Raw genomic sequence first — 16,471 nt, 5'->3', positions numbered from 1 at the left:
GTACTGGGTGGATTTGTCCGGATGGGGCTACTGCGGCCGGACGCTGAACAGGTCGCCGGGCGTGCACCCGAGCGCGAGGCACACCGCCGTCAGTGTGCTGAACCGAATTGCTTTGGCTCGGTCGTTCTTAAGCACCGACAGGTTCACGACGCTGACGCCTGCGACACGGGAGAGCTCGGCCAAGGTCATTCCGCGGGCATCGAGTATCTCCCCGAGATGGCAGGTGATCAGGTGTTCGGTGGGCTCACCCATCAGACCAATCCCTCGGTGTCCTCGACGAGCCTCGTGCCCTGTTGGATTGCTGCGTAGACGAATTGAAGGAATGCGGCGACCGCAATCGCGATCCAGACCCCGTCGAAGCTGGCCGCGGTGTCCAGCACATCGGTCAGCTCGAGCGATCCCAGGACGGAGTTGGTGCCCATCTGCCGCAGCATTCCGGTGAGGAACGGGTAGAGCACGACGACGCCGGCTACCACCGTCAGGTCGACCGTCGCACCCTTCCCGAAGGCCCGGCCGTCGATGACTCGGTCGCAGAATCGGTAGAGGAATGTCATCCCCACCAGCAACAGAACCAGCCCGACGACTGTCTCGGAGTATCGGAAGAAATCGATCATTCCCATCAGGCGTTGCACGTCGGACTTGGCGAATGCCAACTCGGCCACGTTGCCGGGCTGGAGCTCACCGCCGTAGAGGCCGACGACGGGAGTGTCGACGACGGGCTCGACCGAGACCCGAACGTAGGACGACAGCCCGTACTCGAACAGCCTCCACGCCGACCAGCCGACGGCGATCAGCGCATAGATTGCCATCACTATCCGGTTCGATCGTCGCGATCCCAGTGACGAGCCCATGACAACTCCATATCGATAGTCGATAACAACGAATATCGATATAGTATCGAGAATCGTTATGGTGTCAACGGGTCATCGAACCGCCGTGGCTTTCCCGACGAGCCCTCGAACCTCCGCTACCAGCTCCGACACCGACACCGGAATCACGCTGATGATCGACGTGTGCCGGATCATGTAGCGCCCGTCGCCGGCGAAATCCACCCACTGCACACCGGTCGTTCCCTCGGTCAGCCTGCTGTCCGGTGCCGGGCCGGCGCACACCAGGATCTCGCCTGCACTGGACGGTGGACGGGAGAACAAACGCTCGTAGCGGTCGTCGTTGCTCGTGCGCGACATACTCTGCAGCAGAGGTGATCTCTCCGTGTCGCCTTCGGTGGCGGGCCGGCTCACATCGATCCGCGGGCCGGTGCCGCGCACCACGTTCGGCAACACATCCACGACGGCACGCACACCTCGGAACGATTCCATCGTCTCCAGAGTGATGACGCCGCCGGAGCGGTCGTCGATGCCGGGTGCCTGCGTCAGAACGACGGCTACGTCGTGTCCCACAGCCGCGTGCGCGCGCAGTTTCGTGTGCTCGGTGTCTCCGGTCCTCACGTGCCCGACGAGTTCCACTCGGACAACCGGCTCGACGATTGTCCGGATCGCGAAACGAAGATCCTCGTCCAGGATCTTGAGCGCGGCAGTCGTGGCCTCGTGACGTCTGCGGTGATAGTCGGCAGCGGAGTCGGCCATCGGACGATGCTGAACGGGGAACGGCAGGCGGTCTCGCCCGGATTGCTCGAGGAGCATCCTGAACACGAGACCGTCGAGTGTCCAATGCTGAAGTGTCACTCTCCGAGCACCGGGGGTGCCACGAGCGGAAGCGATCCGATCAGTTCGTCTCCGTTCACCGCGTCGATCAGGTAGCCGGGTGTCTGATGGACATCGTCGTCGCCACCTCCCCCTCCACGGCCCGCCGCAGGGGCCATGCCGCCCATACCCATTCCCGGGGTGCCGGGACGTCCAGCCGTCGCTCCGGCTGCCCCGGCGACACCGCCGCCCCCGGCCGCACCCAGTCCGCTCCCGGACGGGCCGCCGACCGACGAACCTCCTCCCGGTCCGCCGAAACCGCCTGCGCCCAGGCTGCCTGGACCCAGGCCGCCGCCACCGCGCACGCCGCCGGAGCCACCCGAAACTCCGGAACCCCCCGAACCGAACCGCGAGCCTGCGCCGCTACCTCCCGGCCGCCCGCCAGACCCGCCCGGCGCGAGTGCTCCGCCGACCGGTGATCCCGCCGCTGCGCTGCTGGTGGAGGAGGGTGCGCCGGTGCCCTGTGCTCCACCGTTTCCCTGCCCGGCACCGTAGGGGCTCGAATTGGTCTGGCCCGCAGGCGATGCAGCGGATTCTGCGGGCGCCCAGCTCGATGCCTCGGTGGAGGGAGCCTGCGGCGTTGCGGCAGCGTCGCCGCCTGGGTTCGCCGTAGTCGTCCCCGCGCTGCCGGGACCGGCACTGCCTCCGGACATACCGCCCCACCCGGAACCATCGGAATCCGGTCGAGACGCGCCAGGGGACGAAAAGGTAAGCCCCTCGGAACCGCTCAACGGGTTCAGTGCGGGCGGAAGAACCGGAACCTGAACGGCCGCTTCACGAATGACGGGCGCATACTGACTCCTCATCACGGTACGAGCAGCCTCCTCCGCTTCTTCGTGGAGGTGTTGGAAACTCTTGAGGTCACCGGGCAGCAGTGTTCTGGTGAGCCAGGAACCGACGTCGAAGATCTTTTCGCCGGTGCCGTACGGAACGGGCGGGGGCAGAGCAGCGCGGGTGGCACTCACCCCGGCCGACGTCGCTTGAACCTTCTGGGAAAGACCGTCGGCGGCCAGCATCAATTCGCCTGCCGAGGTCGCGTAGCGATCGACACCCTGCCCGGCGGCCTCGGCCGCGGCGCCCTGCCAGTTGGTCCCGACCTGGTTGGTCACCTTCAACGCGAAGGCGGCGGCGTCGGTTGCAGCGTTGTTGCCCAGAATTCGCCAGTTGCCGGACGTGGCGTCGATGTGCTCGGCCTGAAGCGCCTGCGCTTTGCTCCAGATGTCCTCGTGCGACATGACCTCGAACGGGTCGTCGTCGACGGGCCTGCCCTCGTACACCGCGGTGTACCCGAACTGCGCCATGGCGTTGTCCCTGATCTCGGCCCCGGCCTCGCGCGCCCGGTCGGAGCCACCGTTGAGTGCGAGATCCATGCCGCCGGGGAGGCCGATCACCGATGCCGCCACCGCCTCCGCTGTGGCCGGCTCCGGATTCACCGCCCACTCCGGTCAGGTCCGCTCGCGTGCATCCCCATGACTGCCCCCTGTAGTGGTCCAACCAGCTTCTACGCAACCCTTTGCCTAGTTGGACGCACCGGAGACGCTCACGGTTCCCTGTGCTCCGCGATTCGCCCGAAAAACCAGTCGAGGATCTCCTCGCCCGCGCGTCCGCCGGTTGCGGTGGTGACGGTCAAGCCAGGTGGACGAAAGTTCAGTGCCTCGAGTTCGCCGTGTGCGGGCCGAATGGCGTGGTCCGCGGCGAGCAACATGTCCGCGTCGAGTGCGCCGTCACCGGCGGCGAGGGTGATGGACTCCGGCCTCAGGGATCCGTCGTCGACGGCGCGGGCGTGGACCTCGGCGACGGCGCGGCTCTTGCTGACCACGTCGGGCATCGAGTAGATCTTGCGCCCCTGTTGAGACACGTTCCATCCACGCGCGGCGCACCACTGCGACCAGTCGTCCATGAACCCGGCAGGCACAGCGTCGGGCTCCACGACGAGATAGCAGAACAGGTCGTCGGCGGTGCGTCGTTTGAGAACCCAGTCGCCGTCGGCGCGTGCCGCGAGTTCCTGCTGGACGGCCGGTAGGTCGACGTCGTCGAAGGAGGCACGCCACGAGGCGTCGGGCACGCCGTCGACCAGGATGTTGCCTCCGTTGGTGGTGATGGCGTATCGCCACGGTGCGCCGGGCAGATCGATCCTGTCGAACTGCTCGACGGTCCTCGTCGTCGTCGGGACGACCACTGCCTCGGAGGCCAGTTTCTGCAGTAGTTCCGTCGAGCGCACGCTCATGTAGGACAACGGCCCGCCGTCGTACATCTCGACGCAGGTGACCGACGCGTCCAGCGGAAAGCCCAGAGCTGCCGACGAATAGATCATCGTGCGATCCAGGTCCACCGAGATCAGGGCAGTGCTCACGTGACGTCCTTGATCAGTCCCATGCAGGAGTACGCGAGATCGGGAACTTCGACGACGGGAACCCCCCTCGCCTCGGCGAGCATCCGAATGTGTTTGTGCTCGGGAGCTTTCGCATCACGTACCAGCACCCGCCAGGGAACGCGCCTCAGCAGGACCCGGGTGGTCTCTCCCACTCCTGGCTTGACGAAGTTGACGTGCGAGATGCCGAACTCCTCGCGCACCTTCTCCACCGACGCCCACCCGGTCCACGTCGGCGTCCGATCCGACTTCCCGATCGCCGAGGCCTCCGCGGTGGCGGCGTCGCGTACGTCGGCGAAGCGTGCGGAGACGGTGTCGAGGAGGTGGTTGGAGACGTCGTCGGCGGCGAGTTCCGCGTAGTACTTGGCTCCGTGGAAATCGCCGTCGCGGATGAGATCTGCGTTGAGGACGGTGCGGGAGACGAGGCCGGACACCGTCGAGTTGAGGCAGGCCGACGCGATGAGGAAGTCGTCTCTGGTGCCGTACGTTCTCGCGCAGTGGCCGGGGTCGGCCAGGACGGCGAGGTCGTCGTCGAAGTCGGCTCCGTCGAATTCCGCCAGTGCGGCCGAGAGTTCGCGTGCGATAGCGCCCTTGCCGGTCCAGCCGTCCACGAAGACGACCGATCGTGAGTCGTGGTGGTCGGCCAGGTACTTCAGTGCCACGGAGTCGATTCCGCGATCGCGCACGATCGACACGGCGTAGTGCGGGATCTCGATGCCGTGCATCTCGTGAGCCCAGCGACGCATCAGGATGCCGACCGGTGTGCCCGCGCGTGCGAGCGACGCGAGAACGATGTCGTGTCCCCGTTCGGCGAGTACGAGCTCGGTGACGGTGCCGACGGCAAGAGCCAATCGAGATGCGCTGTCGTGCAGAACTTCTTCGAACAACTCGCGATATGCGGCGTCGGGTTGGTACTCGACGGGCAACGATTCGGCGTAGTGGGCCGTACCTTCCTGGATTCTCCGCTCGCGTTCGGCGACGTCCGCTTCCAGGGAGATGTCGGAGAGGTCCTTCAGCAGCCACGTCACCTCGTTCGGTGCGTAGGACCCGAAGTCCGGTCCGGTCAGAGGTGTCGCGCGTCGAGACACGATGAGCCGCTGTGGATCCGCGCCGTTGACCACGACGACCAGGACGTCGGAGCCGGATGCGGCCACGACGTCGGCGACGCCGCCGGACGCGAAGAGACGGTCGGTGTCCGCGGGTGCGTCGACGATCAGCACGATCTGCGCGTTCTCCGGTCCCGACGCGTTGTAGACGTAGCGGGCTTGGGCCTCGTCGTCTTCCGGAGCGAGGAACTCGAACCCTCGGCGAAGGGGGTAGCCCGGCTCGTCGAGCACGTAGGCCGGCGACCGAGTGGTGGTCTGGAACAGTGCCGGGTGCCCACGGTCCGACAGTGCGGCTGCGACTTTCAGTGGCAGGTACATCAGTTCCTCGTGCCCGAGTACGACGACGGGCCGCCCGGGCTCGAGTGCCGACGCGACGGCGTCGGCGACCTCGGCGGCCGCGGCGACGAACGACGCGGTGTCACCGGCACGGAAACCGTGACGGCCACCGTCCGGGACCGTCTCGGGCCAGTGCGCGTCGACGCGCGTGATGGTGCCTGCGTGGTCGGCGACGGGGTTGTACGCCGGTTCCGGCAACGCGACGACGGACTCGATCAGGTCGTCCGCCAGTGCGACGCGGCCCTGGGCGAGGCTCACCGAGTCGAGGGTGACTCCCAATTCCTCGGCCGCTGCGGCGGATTCCGCGAGATGCTCGTCGGTGCGCATGTCCACGAGCGAGGCGATGACGTACCGGGTGCGTGGCGTCACGGCGTGGAGAGCTCGAACAGCGTCGAGTGCTGTTCTACCGGTGGATATCTCGTCGTCGACGAGAACGAGTGGCAGCTGTGGGTCGAGAACGCGCGGCGACGTGGGTAACAGTTGGTGGTCGGTGGCGTGGGAGTGGCCTTCCTGGAACTCGGCGTACACACCGGTTCCCGGGACGTCTCGCCGCGTCGAGTGCAGGTAGCAGTGCGCGTTCAGGCGTGCGGCGACACAGTGGCCCAGTCCCGTTGCGGTTTCCGCGAAACCGAGGACGTCGACGTCGGATCCGCCCACTGCTTCGAGAACCAGGTCTCCCAAGGCGTCGGCAGCACCGGTCACGACGGAAGGATCGACCGGAATGTGTTTGCCGAGTACCTCCGACACCAGCAGATGTGCGCGGCGGGGATTGCGCCGCAGTCCCGGTCGGACGAGCTCCTCGATGGTCCAGTCCGACGAGGTGCTCGTGGCGGTCAGGTGTATTCCCGAGGTCGGGTCGGTCATCGCTCTGCTAGCTCTTTCAGTAGTTCGACAAAGGTGATGCCCTCGTTGGTCACCCCGAACGCGCGGGCGCGCAGCAGGGTTTGGTGCGCCCAATTGCGGTGCGGGCCCAGCTCGTTCATCTTGTTACCGTATCCGGACGCCCGCACACCGCCTGCGTCGGATTCCAGGATGTCGAGAGCGTCGTGGTACTCCTCGTGGGTGACGGCCGACAGTGCGTGCACCGCCGCTACGTGCGACGGATGGATGACGGTCTTTCCTTGAATTCCGTTGGCGCGGTCCAGGGCAACCTCGCGAAGCAGCGCATCGAGGTCATGGCTGACGAGCTGGTGGCGGAAGCGCACGGCTTCCTGCTCGGCGAACGGTGTCTGGCGAAGCATGGGCCGGAACATGCGTTCGTGGTCGGCGAAGTACTCCCACACCGGTCCGGTGATGACGAACCCGGATTCGTTGCTCCGGCCCAGGTGGTTGACGATGGCGCTGATGACGTCGGCGACGACGCGCACGTCGTAGATGGTGAGGTCTCGGTCGCGACGGATCCCGAACATCCCGCACATGTCGGTGGCCCCGATGCGCACGGCGAGGATCTGTTCTCGATGATCCTGCAGCAGAGCGCGGATCGCGACGAGCTCGGTGTCGCGAGTTTCGCGGAACACCACCTCAGGTGACTCCAACACCGGCATCGAGAAGAGGCGTCGGCCGAGGCGGGTGGAACCGCGAGCGACCTCGTCGAGGAACGCACCTCCTCGTGCGGCGGTGAACTTGGGAATCACGAACCCCGCCAACGCCGACGCGTCGGTGCGGAGCGAGGTGCAGATGCGTTCGATCTGCTGCGCGGTTCGTGCGCGGACGAACACGAGCGAGCCGTGGACGTCGTCGGCGTCGAGGGCGTCGAGGGTCGCGACTGCGTTGTCGATCGCCTCTTCGAGGTTGTGATCGGCGACCGCGTCCTCGAGATCGATCACGAGCGAGCACACGCCTTCTGCACTGCGCTTGATCAACGTCTCGGTCAGGTCCGCGCGGGTCGCGGGCATGTAGAGGGTTGCCCCGAGACCGACGGCGACGAGGCCGAGATCGCCCGCGGTGTCTATCTTTTCCGGCGCGTGCAGGAACAGTCGATCCAGGACTGCCCCGTCGAGATGTCTGAAATGTTGCACCGAGATCCTTCGCGGGTAGTGACAGGTGATCTAGCGAGCCGAGCCGCGCATTCGGTCGATCACCCCGGAGATGAAGCCGGAAATACTTCTCAGGTCCTGGAGGTAGGACCAGTAGTCGGGGTGTGTTCCTGTCAGCGTTGCGGTTGCACGGTCGATTCGAGCCAGCTGAGCATCCAACACCGACCCCCATTCGGCAACCAGGGAACGATTGACGGCGAGCTGTTGTGCATCTCGTAACTTGAAGCGCACCCCGCGTTCTTCGCCCGTTGGGTCGAGCTTCACCTCACGCAGCAGTTCGAGGCGATCGGTGACGGCGTCGACCAGTTCCTCGGCGTCGGACAGGTGGCTACGCGCCTGGGCGATGTACTCGAGCGCCTGCTCCGGGTTGGACGAGGAGAACGACGCGCGGGCCGCGGACAGGTCCTCCTCGGCCTGCTCGATGTGCCGGGCGCTGTGCTGTTCGTTGTGCGAGAGATCCGCGGAACTGGCGACGTTGAACTCGCGTAGCAACGCGGAGAACGCGGGGGCGAGACGATCGAATCGGGTGCGTACCGCTTCGACTCTGGTTTTCACCGACGTCAGCGCGGCTCTGGCATCGGCGACGCGGCCCGGTGCTGCGGCAACCGCGGATTCCAGTTCTTCGGCGGCTTCCCGCACCGCCGCCGCGGCGGTACGGGCTCGCGGGGCGTCCTTCGAGCTCATCGCGGCGTCGAGGGCAGCGACCGCGGTGTCGACGCCGCGCCACGCCGAGCGAATCGAGGGGTAGTCGACGAATGCAGGATCGGCCGACGCGACGGCCAGTTGAGCCTTCTCGGCGAGCGCTGTGGCGTCCTGAGCCAATCGCGGTGTCGCGGCGAGCGCGGATCGTGCCTGTTCGAGGTCGTCGCGATGGGCCGCGTAGAACCGGTCGACGGCCTTGGCTGCTTCGCCCAGCAGGTGGGCGGCGTTCTGGAACGCAGCCTGGGCCGGTCCGGTCTCGATGCCGTCGTACTGTTCCATCGCCGCGAGGTATGCCGCGCCTGCGTCGAAGCAGGCCTTCTCGGCCGGTGCCCACGCGGTGGTCGGATCCCGATCGGGGTACATCGACCGGACGGCGTCGACGCCGGACGACGCGATGGACTGGCGCTTGTCCATATCGAGAAAAGCAGCGACGGCCGTGCTCTGTGCCTGGGATGCGTGGGCCTCGCGCGCACGCGGATCCGACTCGCCCGAGCGGCGGAAGAGTCCAGGTCGGCGACTTGTCACCAGCCCGATAGTACTGACGGGAACTTCGCGGTGTGTGGTGCGCGTTAGCGTTGTGAACCGAAGACGAAAGTGACCAATCGGGCACGCGAGACACTACGGTGTTCCTCGGTAGGGGAACTCACGGCGAAAGGAAAGTCATGGGCGTCAGCCTCAGCAAGGGCGGCAATGTCTCACTCACGAAGGCAGCTCCCAACCTGACCGCAGTCACGGTCGGCCTCGGATGGGACATCCGATCGACGACCGGGACGGACTTCGACCTCGACGCCAGCGCCATCGCGCTCGGTGCCGACAAGAAGGCCCTCAGCGATCAGCATTTCGTGTTCTTCAACAACCTGAAGTCCCCCGACGGTTCCATCGAGCACACCGGTGACAACACCACCGGTGAAGGCGATGGCGACGACGAGCAGATCAAGGTGGACCTCGCCGCCGTGCCGCCGAACGTCGACACGATCACGTTCCCCGTGTCGATCTACGACGCCGACGCACGCTCGCAGTCGTTCGGTCAGGTCCGCAACGCGTTCATCCGCGTGATCAACCAGGCCGATCAGTCGGAGTTGGCGCGCTACGACCTCAGCGAGGACGCGTCGACGGAAACGGCCATGGTCTTCGGTGAGCTCTACCGCAACGGCGCCGAGTGGAAGTTCCGTGCAGTGGGCCAGGGCTACGCGTCCGGCCTCGCCGGAATTGCCCGCGATTTCGGAGTAAACGTGTAGTAAAGCCCAGATCAAGATTGGGACTACCCCGCCTCTTCCTTCATGATTGAGGCGGGGTTTGTCGTGTGTAGACACAGCCCGGTTCGTCCCAATACCTGCGCCGGCTACAGAAAGGCCACACGCCCGTGGTTCTACGCATCTTCGGTTGGTCCATAGGCGTCACCATCGTTTCGGTGATCGTCGCCTTCCTCTACGGCGGTTGGCAGGCACTGTTCCTGGTGCTGATCCTCGGCGTTCTCGAGGTGTCGCTGTCCTTCGACAACGCGGTCATCAACGCGACCGTTCTTCGCCGCATGAGCGAGTTCTGGCAGAAGATCTTCCTCACCATCGGCATCATCATCGCGGTCTTCGGTATGCGGCTGCTGTTTCCCCTGGTCATCGTCTGGGCTGCGTCGGGTCTCGGCCCCGTCGCCGCAATCGATCTCGCACTCAACCCGCCGCCGAACGACGCCGCGTACTTCGACGACGGTCGTCCCAGTTACGAGACGCTTCTGACGGACGCGCACCCACAGATCGCGGCGTTCGGCGGCATGTTCCTGCTGATGCTGTTCCTCGGCTTCATCTTCGAGGATCGCGAGATCACGTGGCTGAGCTGGTTGGAGAAGCCACTCGCGCGGATCGGCCGGCTGGATCAACTCGCAGTCGTCGTCGCCAGCATCATCCTGGTCCTCACGGCCGAGTTCCTCGCCGAGGACGAGAAGATCTCCACAGTCATGGTTGCCGGTGTACTCGGCATGATCACCTACATCGCCGTCAATGGCCTCGGCGAGTTGTTCCACGTCGAGGAAGAGGGCGAGGAGGGCTCGGGCGGACCGAGCGAGCTTGCCAAGGCAACCGGCAAGGCCGGCTTCTTCCTGTTCCTCTACCTCGAGGTGCTCGACGCGTCGTTCTCGTTCGACGGCGTCATCGGCGCGTTCGCCATCACCGCGGACCCGATCATCATCGCTCTGGGCCTCGGCTTCATCGGCGCGATGTTCGTTCGGTCGATCACGGTGTTCCTGGTCCGCAAGGGGACGCTCAGCGACTACGTGTACCTCGAGCACGGGGCGCATTGGGCGATCGGTGCACTGGCGATCATCCTGATGGTGTCCATCGGCGTGCACATCAACGAGATCATCACCGGATTGGTCGGTGTGTTCTTCATCGGTGCGGCGTTCATCAGTTCAGTGGTACGGAACCGGAAGCTGGAAGCCGCAGGCACCGACACGCACATGCACGTCTAGTCCTCACCAATCGTCGAGCTTCGTATGGCCGTCCTGTAGCGCACGCGCGAACAGGGCGGCCTTCGTCGGTGCAGGCCTGCCCACGGCGGAGTATTTCTGACGAATCCGGGTCAGGTGAGTGTTGATGGTTCCCACGGAAATGTGGACGGATGCAGCCGCGACGGTTTTCGAGTCCGACGCGAACCAGGCGATCATCACTTCCACTTCCCGCGCGCTGAGCGGTGGTCTGCGATACACGTGCTTACTACGTTCTCCGATCGATGAAACAGACGTCGGTGCGTGCGTACGCATCGGTGCAACGAACACGGAAAAGTACCCCCAGACGAGAAGAATCCCGGACTTGAAAAACAATCACTGAAAACATCGATGACGCCCGACCGCCGTGGTCCGATCCTGTAGCCGTGACGGCCGTCCGGCCAGCCCAACCAGGGGGTCCGTACAGGTCAATACACCGAGACCTACTTCGACCACCGTGAAACCGACCGTTCGCTTATAGTTCCGCCATGACAGCGGTCCAGCCCGATCCCCGCACCATCACCACCAAGGCCGAACTGACCGCGGGCCTGCGCTCGGTGCGGGAGAACTCGGGCAAGACGTATCGAGAACTGGTGAAATTGTCCGGCGCCCTCCACGGCACCATCAGCGGATGGTTCTCCGGCCAACACCTTCCGATGGACGCCAGCGCCGACATGTTCGACAGGGTCCTGCGCGAGTGCGGCGTCGGCGACGCGGACGAACGAGCCCTGTGGTGGGACGCCGTCGTCCGGGTGCGCCCCGCGTCGGGCAAGCGCCCCGACCGCAGCCGGGCGCCGTACAAGGGCCTCGAATCGTTCGAGGCGTCGGACGCGGAATGGTTCTTCGGGCGGTCCGACGTCGTCGCCGAGCTTCGCGAGAAAGTACGTCGCGTCGCCGACGACGGGGGCGGGGTCGTCTTCGTCCTCGGGGCATCGGGATCGGGTAAGTCGTCGGTACTGCGGGCGGGTTTGGCGGCGTCCCTCGGCGGCGCCGGGGTGAACGGTGCTCGGGTGCTTACCGGACTGTCCGGCATCGAAGCCTGGTCGACGACGGCAACCACGAGTTCCAATCCGACGGACCGAACGGACGGCAGTGTCGTCGTCCTCGACCAGGTCGAGGAGTTGTGGACGCTCGCCGGCGCGGATCGGCGGCACGCCGTTCTGGCTGCGGTGCAGCGGAAGGTGGTGGCGGGTGCCGTCGTCGTGATGGGTCTGCGCGCCGACTTCTATCAGAACGCGGTGGCCGAGGACGTCCTGAGGCCCGGCCTCGTCGACAATCCGATCGTGCTCGGTCGCCTTCGTCCGGACCAGCTGCGGGACGCCATCGTCGAACCCGCACGCAAGGCCGGAATCGGCGTCGACGACGCACTGCTTCGGACCTTGTTGTCGGAGATGGAGCCGTCGGGCACGGTGTTCGCGCACGATCAGGGTGCACTCCCGATGCTGTCGCACGCACTGCTCGCGACGTGGTCGACGGCGACGGGCCCGACGATGACCGTCGACGACTACTTCTCCACCGGCGGGATACCGGGGGCTGTCGGCCAGTCCGCCGAGGCCGTCTACTCGTCGCTCGACCCGGCTCAGCAGATCGCCGCGGCCCTGGTCTTCGTGCGATTGGTCAACATCGAGGACGACGTCCTGACGCGTCGACGCGTGGACCGCGGCGAACTTCTCCGCGGGGAGGGCACCGACGCCGACGTCGAAGTGGTGGTGGAGCGTTTCGCGGCGGCGCGTCTTCTCACCGTCGAAGAGGACTCGGTGTCGGTGACACACGAGGTGCTGCTGACAGCCTGGGATCGGCTTCGCCGATGGATCGACGGGGACCGGCAGTGGCATCTGGTGCATCGCCGCCTCACCGACGCTGCCGTGCTGTGGGATCACAGTGGGCGCGACTCGACGGTGCTTCTGCCCGCGAGTCGCCTCGATGCCCTGCACGATTCGCTCGCCGAGGGCGACCGGGAGGGTGACCTCAACGTCGTCGAACGTGACTACCTCGCCGCGAGCGAGAGGCGAGTCGCTCACACCGAGTCGCAGCAGCGCAGGCGTCGGCGAGTGCTCGAGGTGTTGACCGCAGCGCTCGCGGTGCTGACGGTCGTGGCGGTGGTGTCGGCGGTGGTCGCGTTCTCGGCGAGCAGCGATGCGGACGACAGGCGCATCGAGGCCGAAGCCGCGTTGGCGGGTCAGTTGGCGGGCTCGGCCGAGCGCTTCCGCGCACTCGACCCAGGCCTGTCGGTTCATCTGGCCCTCGCTGCGTACGAGATCGATCCGGCGACGGCAGCGAGATCGGCGCTGCTCGACGCTTCGGCGGTGCATGCTCCTGTCCGGCTGCCCGGCGTGTCGGGCGAGACCGTCGCGCGAGTCGATTCCACCGGGGAGGTTCTCGCGGCTGCGGGCGCCGACGGCACGGTCCGGTTGTGGTCGCTCGGTGCACCGGCTCGCGCCCGCGGGACCGTCGACATCGGGGAACCGGGCAGCGCGCTCACCGTCGCGTTCGCGCCGACGAGCCGGACTCTGGCGGTGTCGGGTGCGTCGGGAACAAGCCTGTGGGACATTGCCGACGTCGATTCGCCGGCGCTCCTGTCGGCCGTCGGCGACGACGCGACGACGGCGAAAGCGATGGCGTTCGCGCCCGACGGATCGTCGTTGGCGCTGGTGTCCGGCGGCGGCGCCGTCTCGGTGTGGAACGTGGCCGACCCGGCGGCGCCCACTCTCGCCGTCGTTCCGGCGACGTCGGTCCCGATGAATGCCGTGGCGTTTTCTCCCGACGGATCGGCACTGGTCGCGGCGGGCAAGGCTCGTGGGTTGCAGGTGTGGGAGATGCCGGCGCTGACCACGACCTCCTTCGAGATTCCGTCGGACGGCGGCACCTACGACTACCTGTCGGTGACGTACTCCCCGGACGGTCGCACGATCGCTGCAGGAACGACAGGTCGAGACGTGGCGCGTTGGGCCGTCGAACCCGGTGGTCGCCTCGCCGCACTAGCACCGCTGACCGGCTTCACCAGTTACGTCAACGACGTGGCATTCGACGGCACCGGATCGGAACTCGCCGCCGTCAGTTCCGACAACTCGATCAAGACGTGGGATGCGGCGACGGGTGTTCTACGTGAAACATTGCCGGGATCGACGGTCGTCATGTCGGTCGACTACGCACCGGACGATTCCGCTCTGATCACGGCGGGGCAGGACGGAGTCACCCGCGTCTGGCCCCTGCCTGGACCGGTGATGCCAGGACAGACCGACACCGTCTTCATCAACCCGACGGACGGCAGCGGAACACGAGTCCTCGCCGGCGTCGGTTCGCGCGGCGACGGCCTTCGATTGTGGGATGTCACAGATCCGGACCGACCGATCGCGTCCGCGAGGCCGCTGTCCCCGACCACCGCCGACCCGCTGACGGGTGCGGCGGCGCTGTCGTGGGATGGATCGTTGGCCGCCGGTGGCACGTCGTCGGGAGCGTTCCAACTGTGGGACGTCCGGGCGCCGCAGAATCCGATTGCGCTCGGAACCCCGCACGCCGCCGTCGACTCGCTCGTGGCGTCGTTGGCGTTCACCCGTACCGGTGATCTGCTGGCCGTGTCCCCGCAGAACACTCCCGACGTCGAACTCTGGGACGTCCGCGATCCGTCGCGGCCCACGCGGCTGTCCGGCTTCGACGTCGGCAACAATCCGCAGGTCATGGCCTTCAGTCCGGACGAACGAACGCTGGCCGTTCCGACGCTGAACGACGAGGTCGAACTGTGGAACGTCAGCGACCCGGCGGCCCCGGTGAAGGTGTCGACTGTCGCGGGCTTCTCCGGCGACGCGCAGGCAGCGGCGTTCTCACCCGACGGGCGACTGCTCGCCGCGGGCAGTGCGGACCACACGCTCCGACTGTGGGACGTCGCCGATCCGACGACGCCGCGCCACGTCGCCCAGATCGTCGGTCCGAGGGAGGCGGTGTATTCGGTGGCGTTCGATCCGAGTGGCACCAGACTCGTTGCAGGCGTCGACGGTCAGTCGATGTGGATGTGGGACATCTCCGACCCGTTCGATCCGCGGACGTTCGCCACGCTGACCGCCTACGGCAACCGCGTCAACGACGCCGTGTTCACCGCAGGCGGTGCCGCAGTGATCGGCGGTGGACCGGAGAAGGACCTACGAGTATGGCGGACCGATCCCGAGGACGTGGTCGAAAGGATCTGCGCCGGTGGAGGATCGACGATCACCCGGGAGGAGTGGGATCAGTATCTCCCGGGATCGCCGTTCCGCGAGCTGTGCTGATTCGAGAGCTGTGCTGATTCGTGAGCTCGGCAGATGGTGGGCGTCAGAGATCGGCGATGTCGATCAGGCCGTCCTGCAGGGCACGGGCAACGAGCGACGCCTTGGTGGACGCGGTACGGCCAACAGCGGCGTACTTCGCGCGAATACGCGTGAGATGAGTGTTGACAGTTCCCAGCGACAGGAACAGCGACTTAGCGACCTCGACCTTGGAGTCGCACTTGATCCAGCCGGTGAGCACCTCGATCTCGCGCTGGGTGAGCATGGGCCGAGGCAGAAACGGTCCGGTTGCGCGCGATCCGCCGGTCGGAGGCAGCTGGATGGGCGGTGGGACGAGAGACATGGTCCGTCGCGGAGCTGCGTTGCCGAGCCCGCTGCCCGTACCCGAGGCCGAGGCGTCGAAGGCTGAAGCGTCGATGCTGACTGTCATGTGAATTCTCCCCGAGGTTCCTGCGGTTGTGGCTTGGCACAACCATTCGCGTAAATGATCTTCACAGTTGACTGCCAGGTTTGTCTGCCCTGAAAACTAGGGGCATTGAAACGACAACCATGTACACGGCGTGCACTGTGACCGAGATGACGTACAGGCGCGGTGGCCCGTCAGTTCTGGTTGGGTGGCTCCGGCATCGGGAGCCAGCCGTCTTCCACGGCCCGCTTGTAGAGATCGGTCTTGGTCGGCGCTGGCCTGCCTGCCTCGGCGTACTTGTTCCGGATACGCACGAGGTAGTCGTTGACCGTCTGCTCGGACAACCCGGCCAGCCGAGCGACGCGAGCAGCTTTCTCGCCGGATGCGTACAGCGCCAGGACTTCGCGTTGGCGTGGGCTGAGTCCGACGTCGGGAAGATGCGGATCACCGTCGATGGCCGCGGCCCAGTCGGTCGTGACCACCTGACCACCTGCGGCTGCCCGGCGAATGGCCGAGACGATCGCGGCGGCGGGTTCCGACTTGCGGACCACGCCGAGCACGCCCGCCCTCGCGGCGGAACGCACGAGGAACGGGTTCTCGGCACCGGTGTAGACGAGGACCTGCACGCCGACGGAGTGCAGCCTCTCGACGTTGGACCTCGGCGACGAACCGTCACCCAGCCGAAGATCGAGTACGACGAGATCCAGCCGGTGGCCGAGTCCTACGAGCTCGTCGACGGTGGTGGTCACGGCGACGAGCTCGAGATCGGCTTCGTCGGACAGAATGGCGCGGAGACCGACCGCGACGGACTCGTGGTCCTCGACCAGGCCGATCCGTCGGCGACCTGCCGCGGCGTCGGGCACGGTGTCGCTGCCCATCGACGTCTGCGCCGGCAGCGGTTGCCCTGCTGCTGGTGAATGCGGTTCATCCGCCGCGATGTGCGGTGTCGTCGCCCCCGGAACCACTGTCATTGCCCCACCTCTGATGTCTCAGCCGAGGTGAACTCGGCTGCCTGAGACGAATGTCGAACAACGCGACCGGTTCGTTACGTCTGCGGTGTGGAACGGGGAGAAGTC

At 66.2% G+C, this 16,471-nt stretch carries 14 protein-coding genes; 3 read left to right on the top strand and 11 right to left on the bottom strand.

The genetic code is table 11. The annotated features are described in order from the left end of the window. Positions 1–27 precede the first annotated feature (27 nt). From H292_RS0103530 to H292_RS0103495, 8 genes are all read right to left on the bottom strand, one after another. The gene (locus H292_RS0103530; protein ID WP_020110441.1) at positions 28–252 is read right to left on the bottom strand and encodes a helix-turn-helix domain-containing protein; all 225 of its coding nucleotides are present in this window, start codon (positions 250–252) and stop codon (positions 28–30) included. Continuing rightward, on the bottom strand, positions 252–851 hold the full coding sequence (locus tag H292_RS0103525) for a hypothetical protein (RefSeq protein WP_231383742.1): 600 nt from the start codon (positions 849–851) through the stop codon (positions 252–254). The genes H292_RS0103530 and H292_RS0103525 overlap by 1 nt, the downstream gene beginning before the upstream one ends. A gap of 72 nt (positions 852–923) precedes the next feature. After that, the gene (locus H292_RS0103520; RefSeq protein WP_020110439.1) at positions 924–1,685 is read right to left on the bottom strand and encodes an ESX secretion-associated protein EspG; all 762 of its coding nucleotides are present in this window, start codon (positions 1,683–1,685) and stop codon (positions 924–926) included. Further along, positions 1,682–3,136, bottom strand: a complete 1,455-nt coding sequence (locus tag H292_RS0103515; protein WP_020110438.1) for a hypothetical protein — start codon at positions 3,134–3,136, stop codon at positions 1,682–1,684. The genes H292_RS0103520 and H292_RS0103515 overlap by 4 nt, the downstream gene beginning before the upstream one ends. Positions 3,137–3,243: 107 nt before the next feature. Then, a complete protein-coding gene (locus H292_RS0103510) occupies positions 3,244–4,056 on the bottom strand; it encodes a hypothetical protein (RefSeq protein WP_020110437.1) in 813 nt (270 codons plus the stop codon). After that, the gene (locus H292_RS26735) at positions 4,053–6,380 is read right to left on the bottom strand and encodes a phosphoribosyltransferase (RefSeq protein WP_020110436.1); all 2,328 of its coding nucleotides are present in this window, start codon (positions 6,378–6,380) and stop codon (positions 4,053–4,055) included. The genes H292_RS0103510 and H292_RS26735 overlap by 4 nt, the downstream gene beginning before the upstream one ends. After that, a complete protein-coding gene (locus tag H292_RS0103500; protein ID WP_020110435.1) occupies positions 6,377–7,534 on the bottom strand; it encodes an HpcH/HpaI aldolase/citrate lyase family protein in 1,158 nt (385 codons plus the stop codon). Before H292_RS0103500 ends, H292_RS26735 begins: the two co-directional genes overlap by 4 nt. Positions 7,535–7,564: 30 nt before the next feature. Next, positions 7,565–8,668, bottom strand: coding sequence for a hypothetical protein (locus H292_RS0103495; RefSeq protein WP_020110434.1), 1,104 nt, complete (start codon positions 8,666–8,668; stop codon positions 7,565–7,567). A gap of 248 nt (positions 8,669–8,916) precedes the next feature. On the opposite strand from H292_RS0103495, the gene H292_RS0103490 reads away from it, so the two are divergent. Beyond that, positions 8,917–9,492 (top strand): TerD family protein, encoded by a 576-nt coding sequence (locus H292_RS0103490; protein ID WP_019665152.1) that lies wholly within the window; start codon positions 8,917–8,919, stop codon positions 9,490–9,492. Between the two features lie 125 nt (positions 9,493–9,617). After that, positions 9,618–10,715, top strand: coding sequence for a DUF475 domain-containing protein (locus H292_RS0103485; RefSeq protein ID WP_019665153.1), 1,098 nt, complete (start codon positions 9,618–9,620; stop codon positions 10,713–10,715). Positions 10,716–10,718: 3 nt separating this feature from the next. Here H292_RS0103485 and H292_RS0103480 read toward each other — a convergent pair whose 3' ends face one another. Then, a complete protein-coding gene (locus tag H292_RS0103480) occupies positions 10,719–10,952 on the bottom strand; it encodes a LuxR C-terminal-related transcriptional regulator (RefSeq protein WP_020110433.1) in 234 nt (77 codons plus the stop codon). 266 nt (positions 10,953–11,218) lie between these two features. On the opposite strand from H292_RS0103480, the gene H292_RS0103475 reads away from it, so the two are divergent. Then, positions 11,219–14,992 carry an nSTAND1 domain-containing NTPase gene (locus H292_RS0103475; protein WP_020110432.1) on the top strand — a complete coding sequence of 1,258 codons (3,774 nt, stop codon included), beginning with the start codon at positions 11,219–11,221 and terminating at the stop codon, positions 14,990–14,992. A 43-nt stretch (positions 14,993–15,035) separates the two neighbouring features. On the opposite strand, the gene H292_RS0103470 is transcribed toward H292_RS0103475, so the two are convergent. Together H292_RS0103470 and H292_RS0103465 are read right to left on the bottom strand one after the other, a co-directional pair. Beyond that, on the bottom strand, positions 15,036–15,419 hold the full coding sequence (locus H292_RS0103470; RefSeq protein WP_020110431.1) for a response regulator transcription factor: 384 nt from the start codon (positions 15,417–15,419) through the stop codon (positions 15,036–15,038). 170 nt (positions 15,420–15,589) lie between these two features. Then, entirely contained in the window at positions 15,590–16,273 is a 684-nt protein-coding gene (locus H292_RS0103465; protein WP_170947527.1) for a response regulator transcription factor, read from the bottom strand. Positions 16,274–16,471: the final 198 nt, after the last annotated feature.

Source organism: Rhodococcus sp. 114MFTsu3.1 (assembly GCF_000383555.1).
GTDB lineage: Bacteria > Actinomycetota > Actinomycetes > Mycobacteriales > Mycobacteriaceae > Rhodococcoides > Rhodococcoides fascians_E.
Note: the sequence above shows the minus strand (reverse complement) of the source record. Positions and strands in the feature narration are given on the sequence as shown.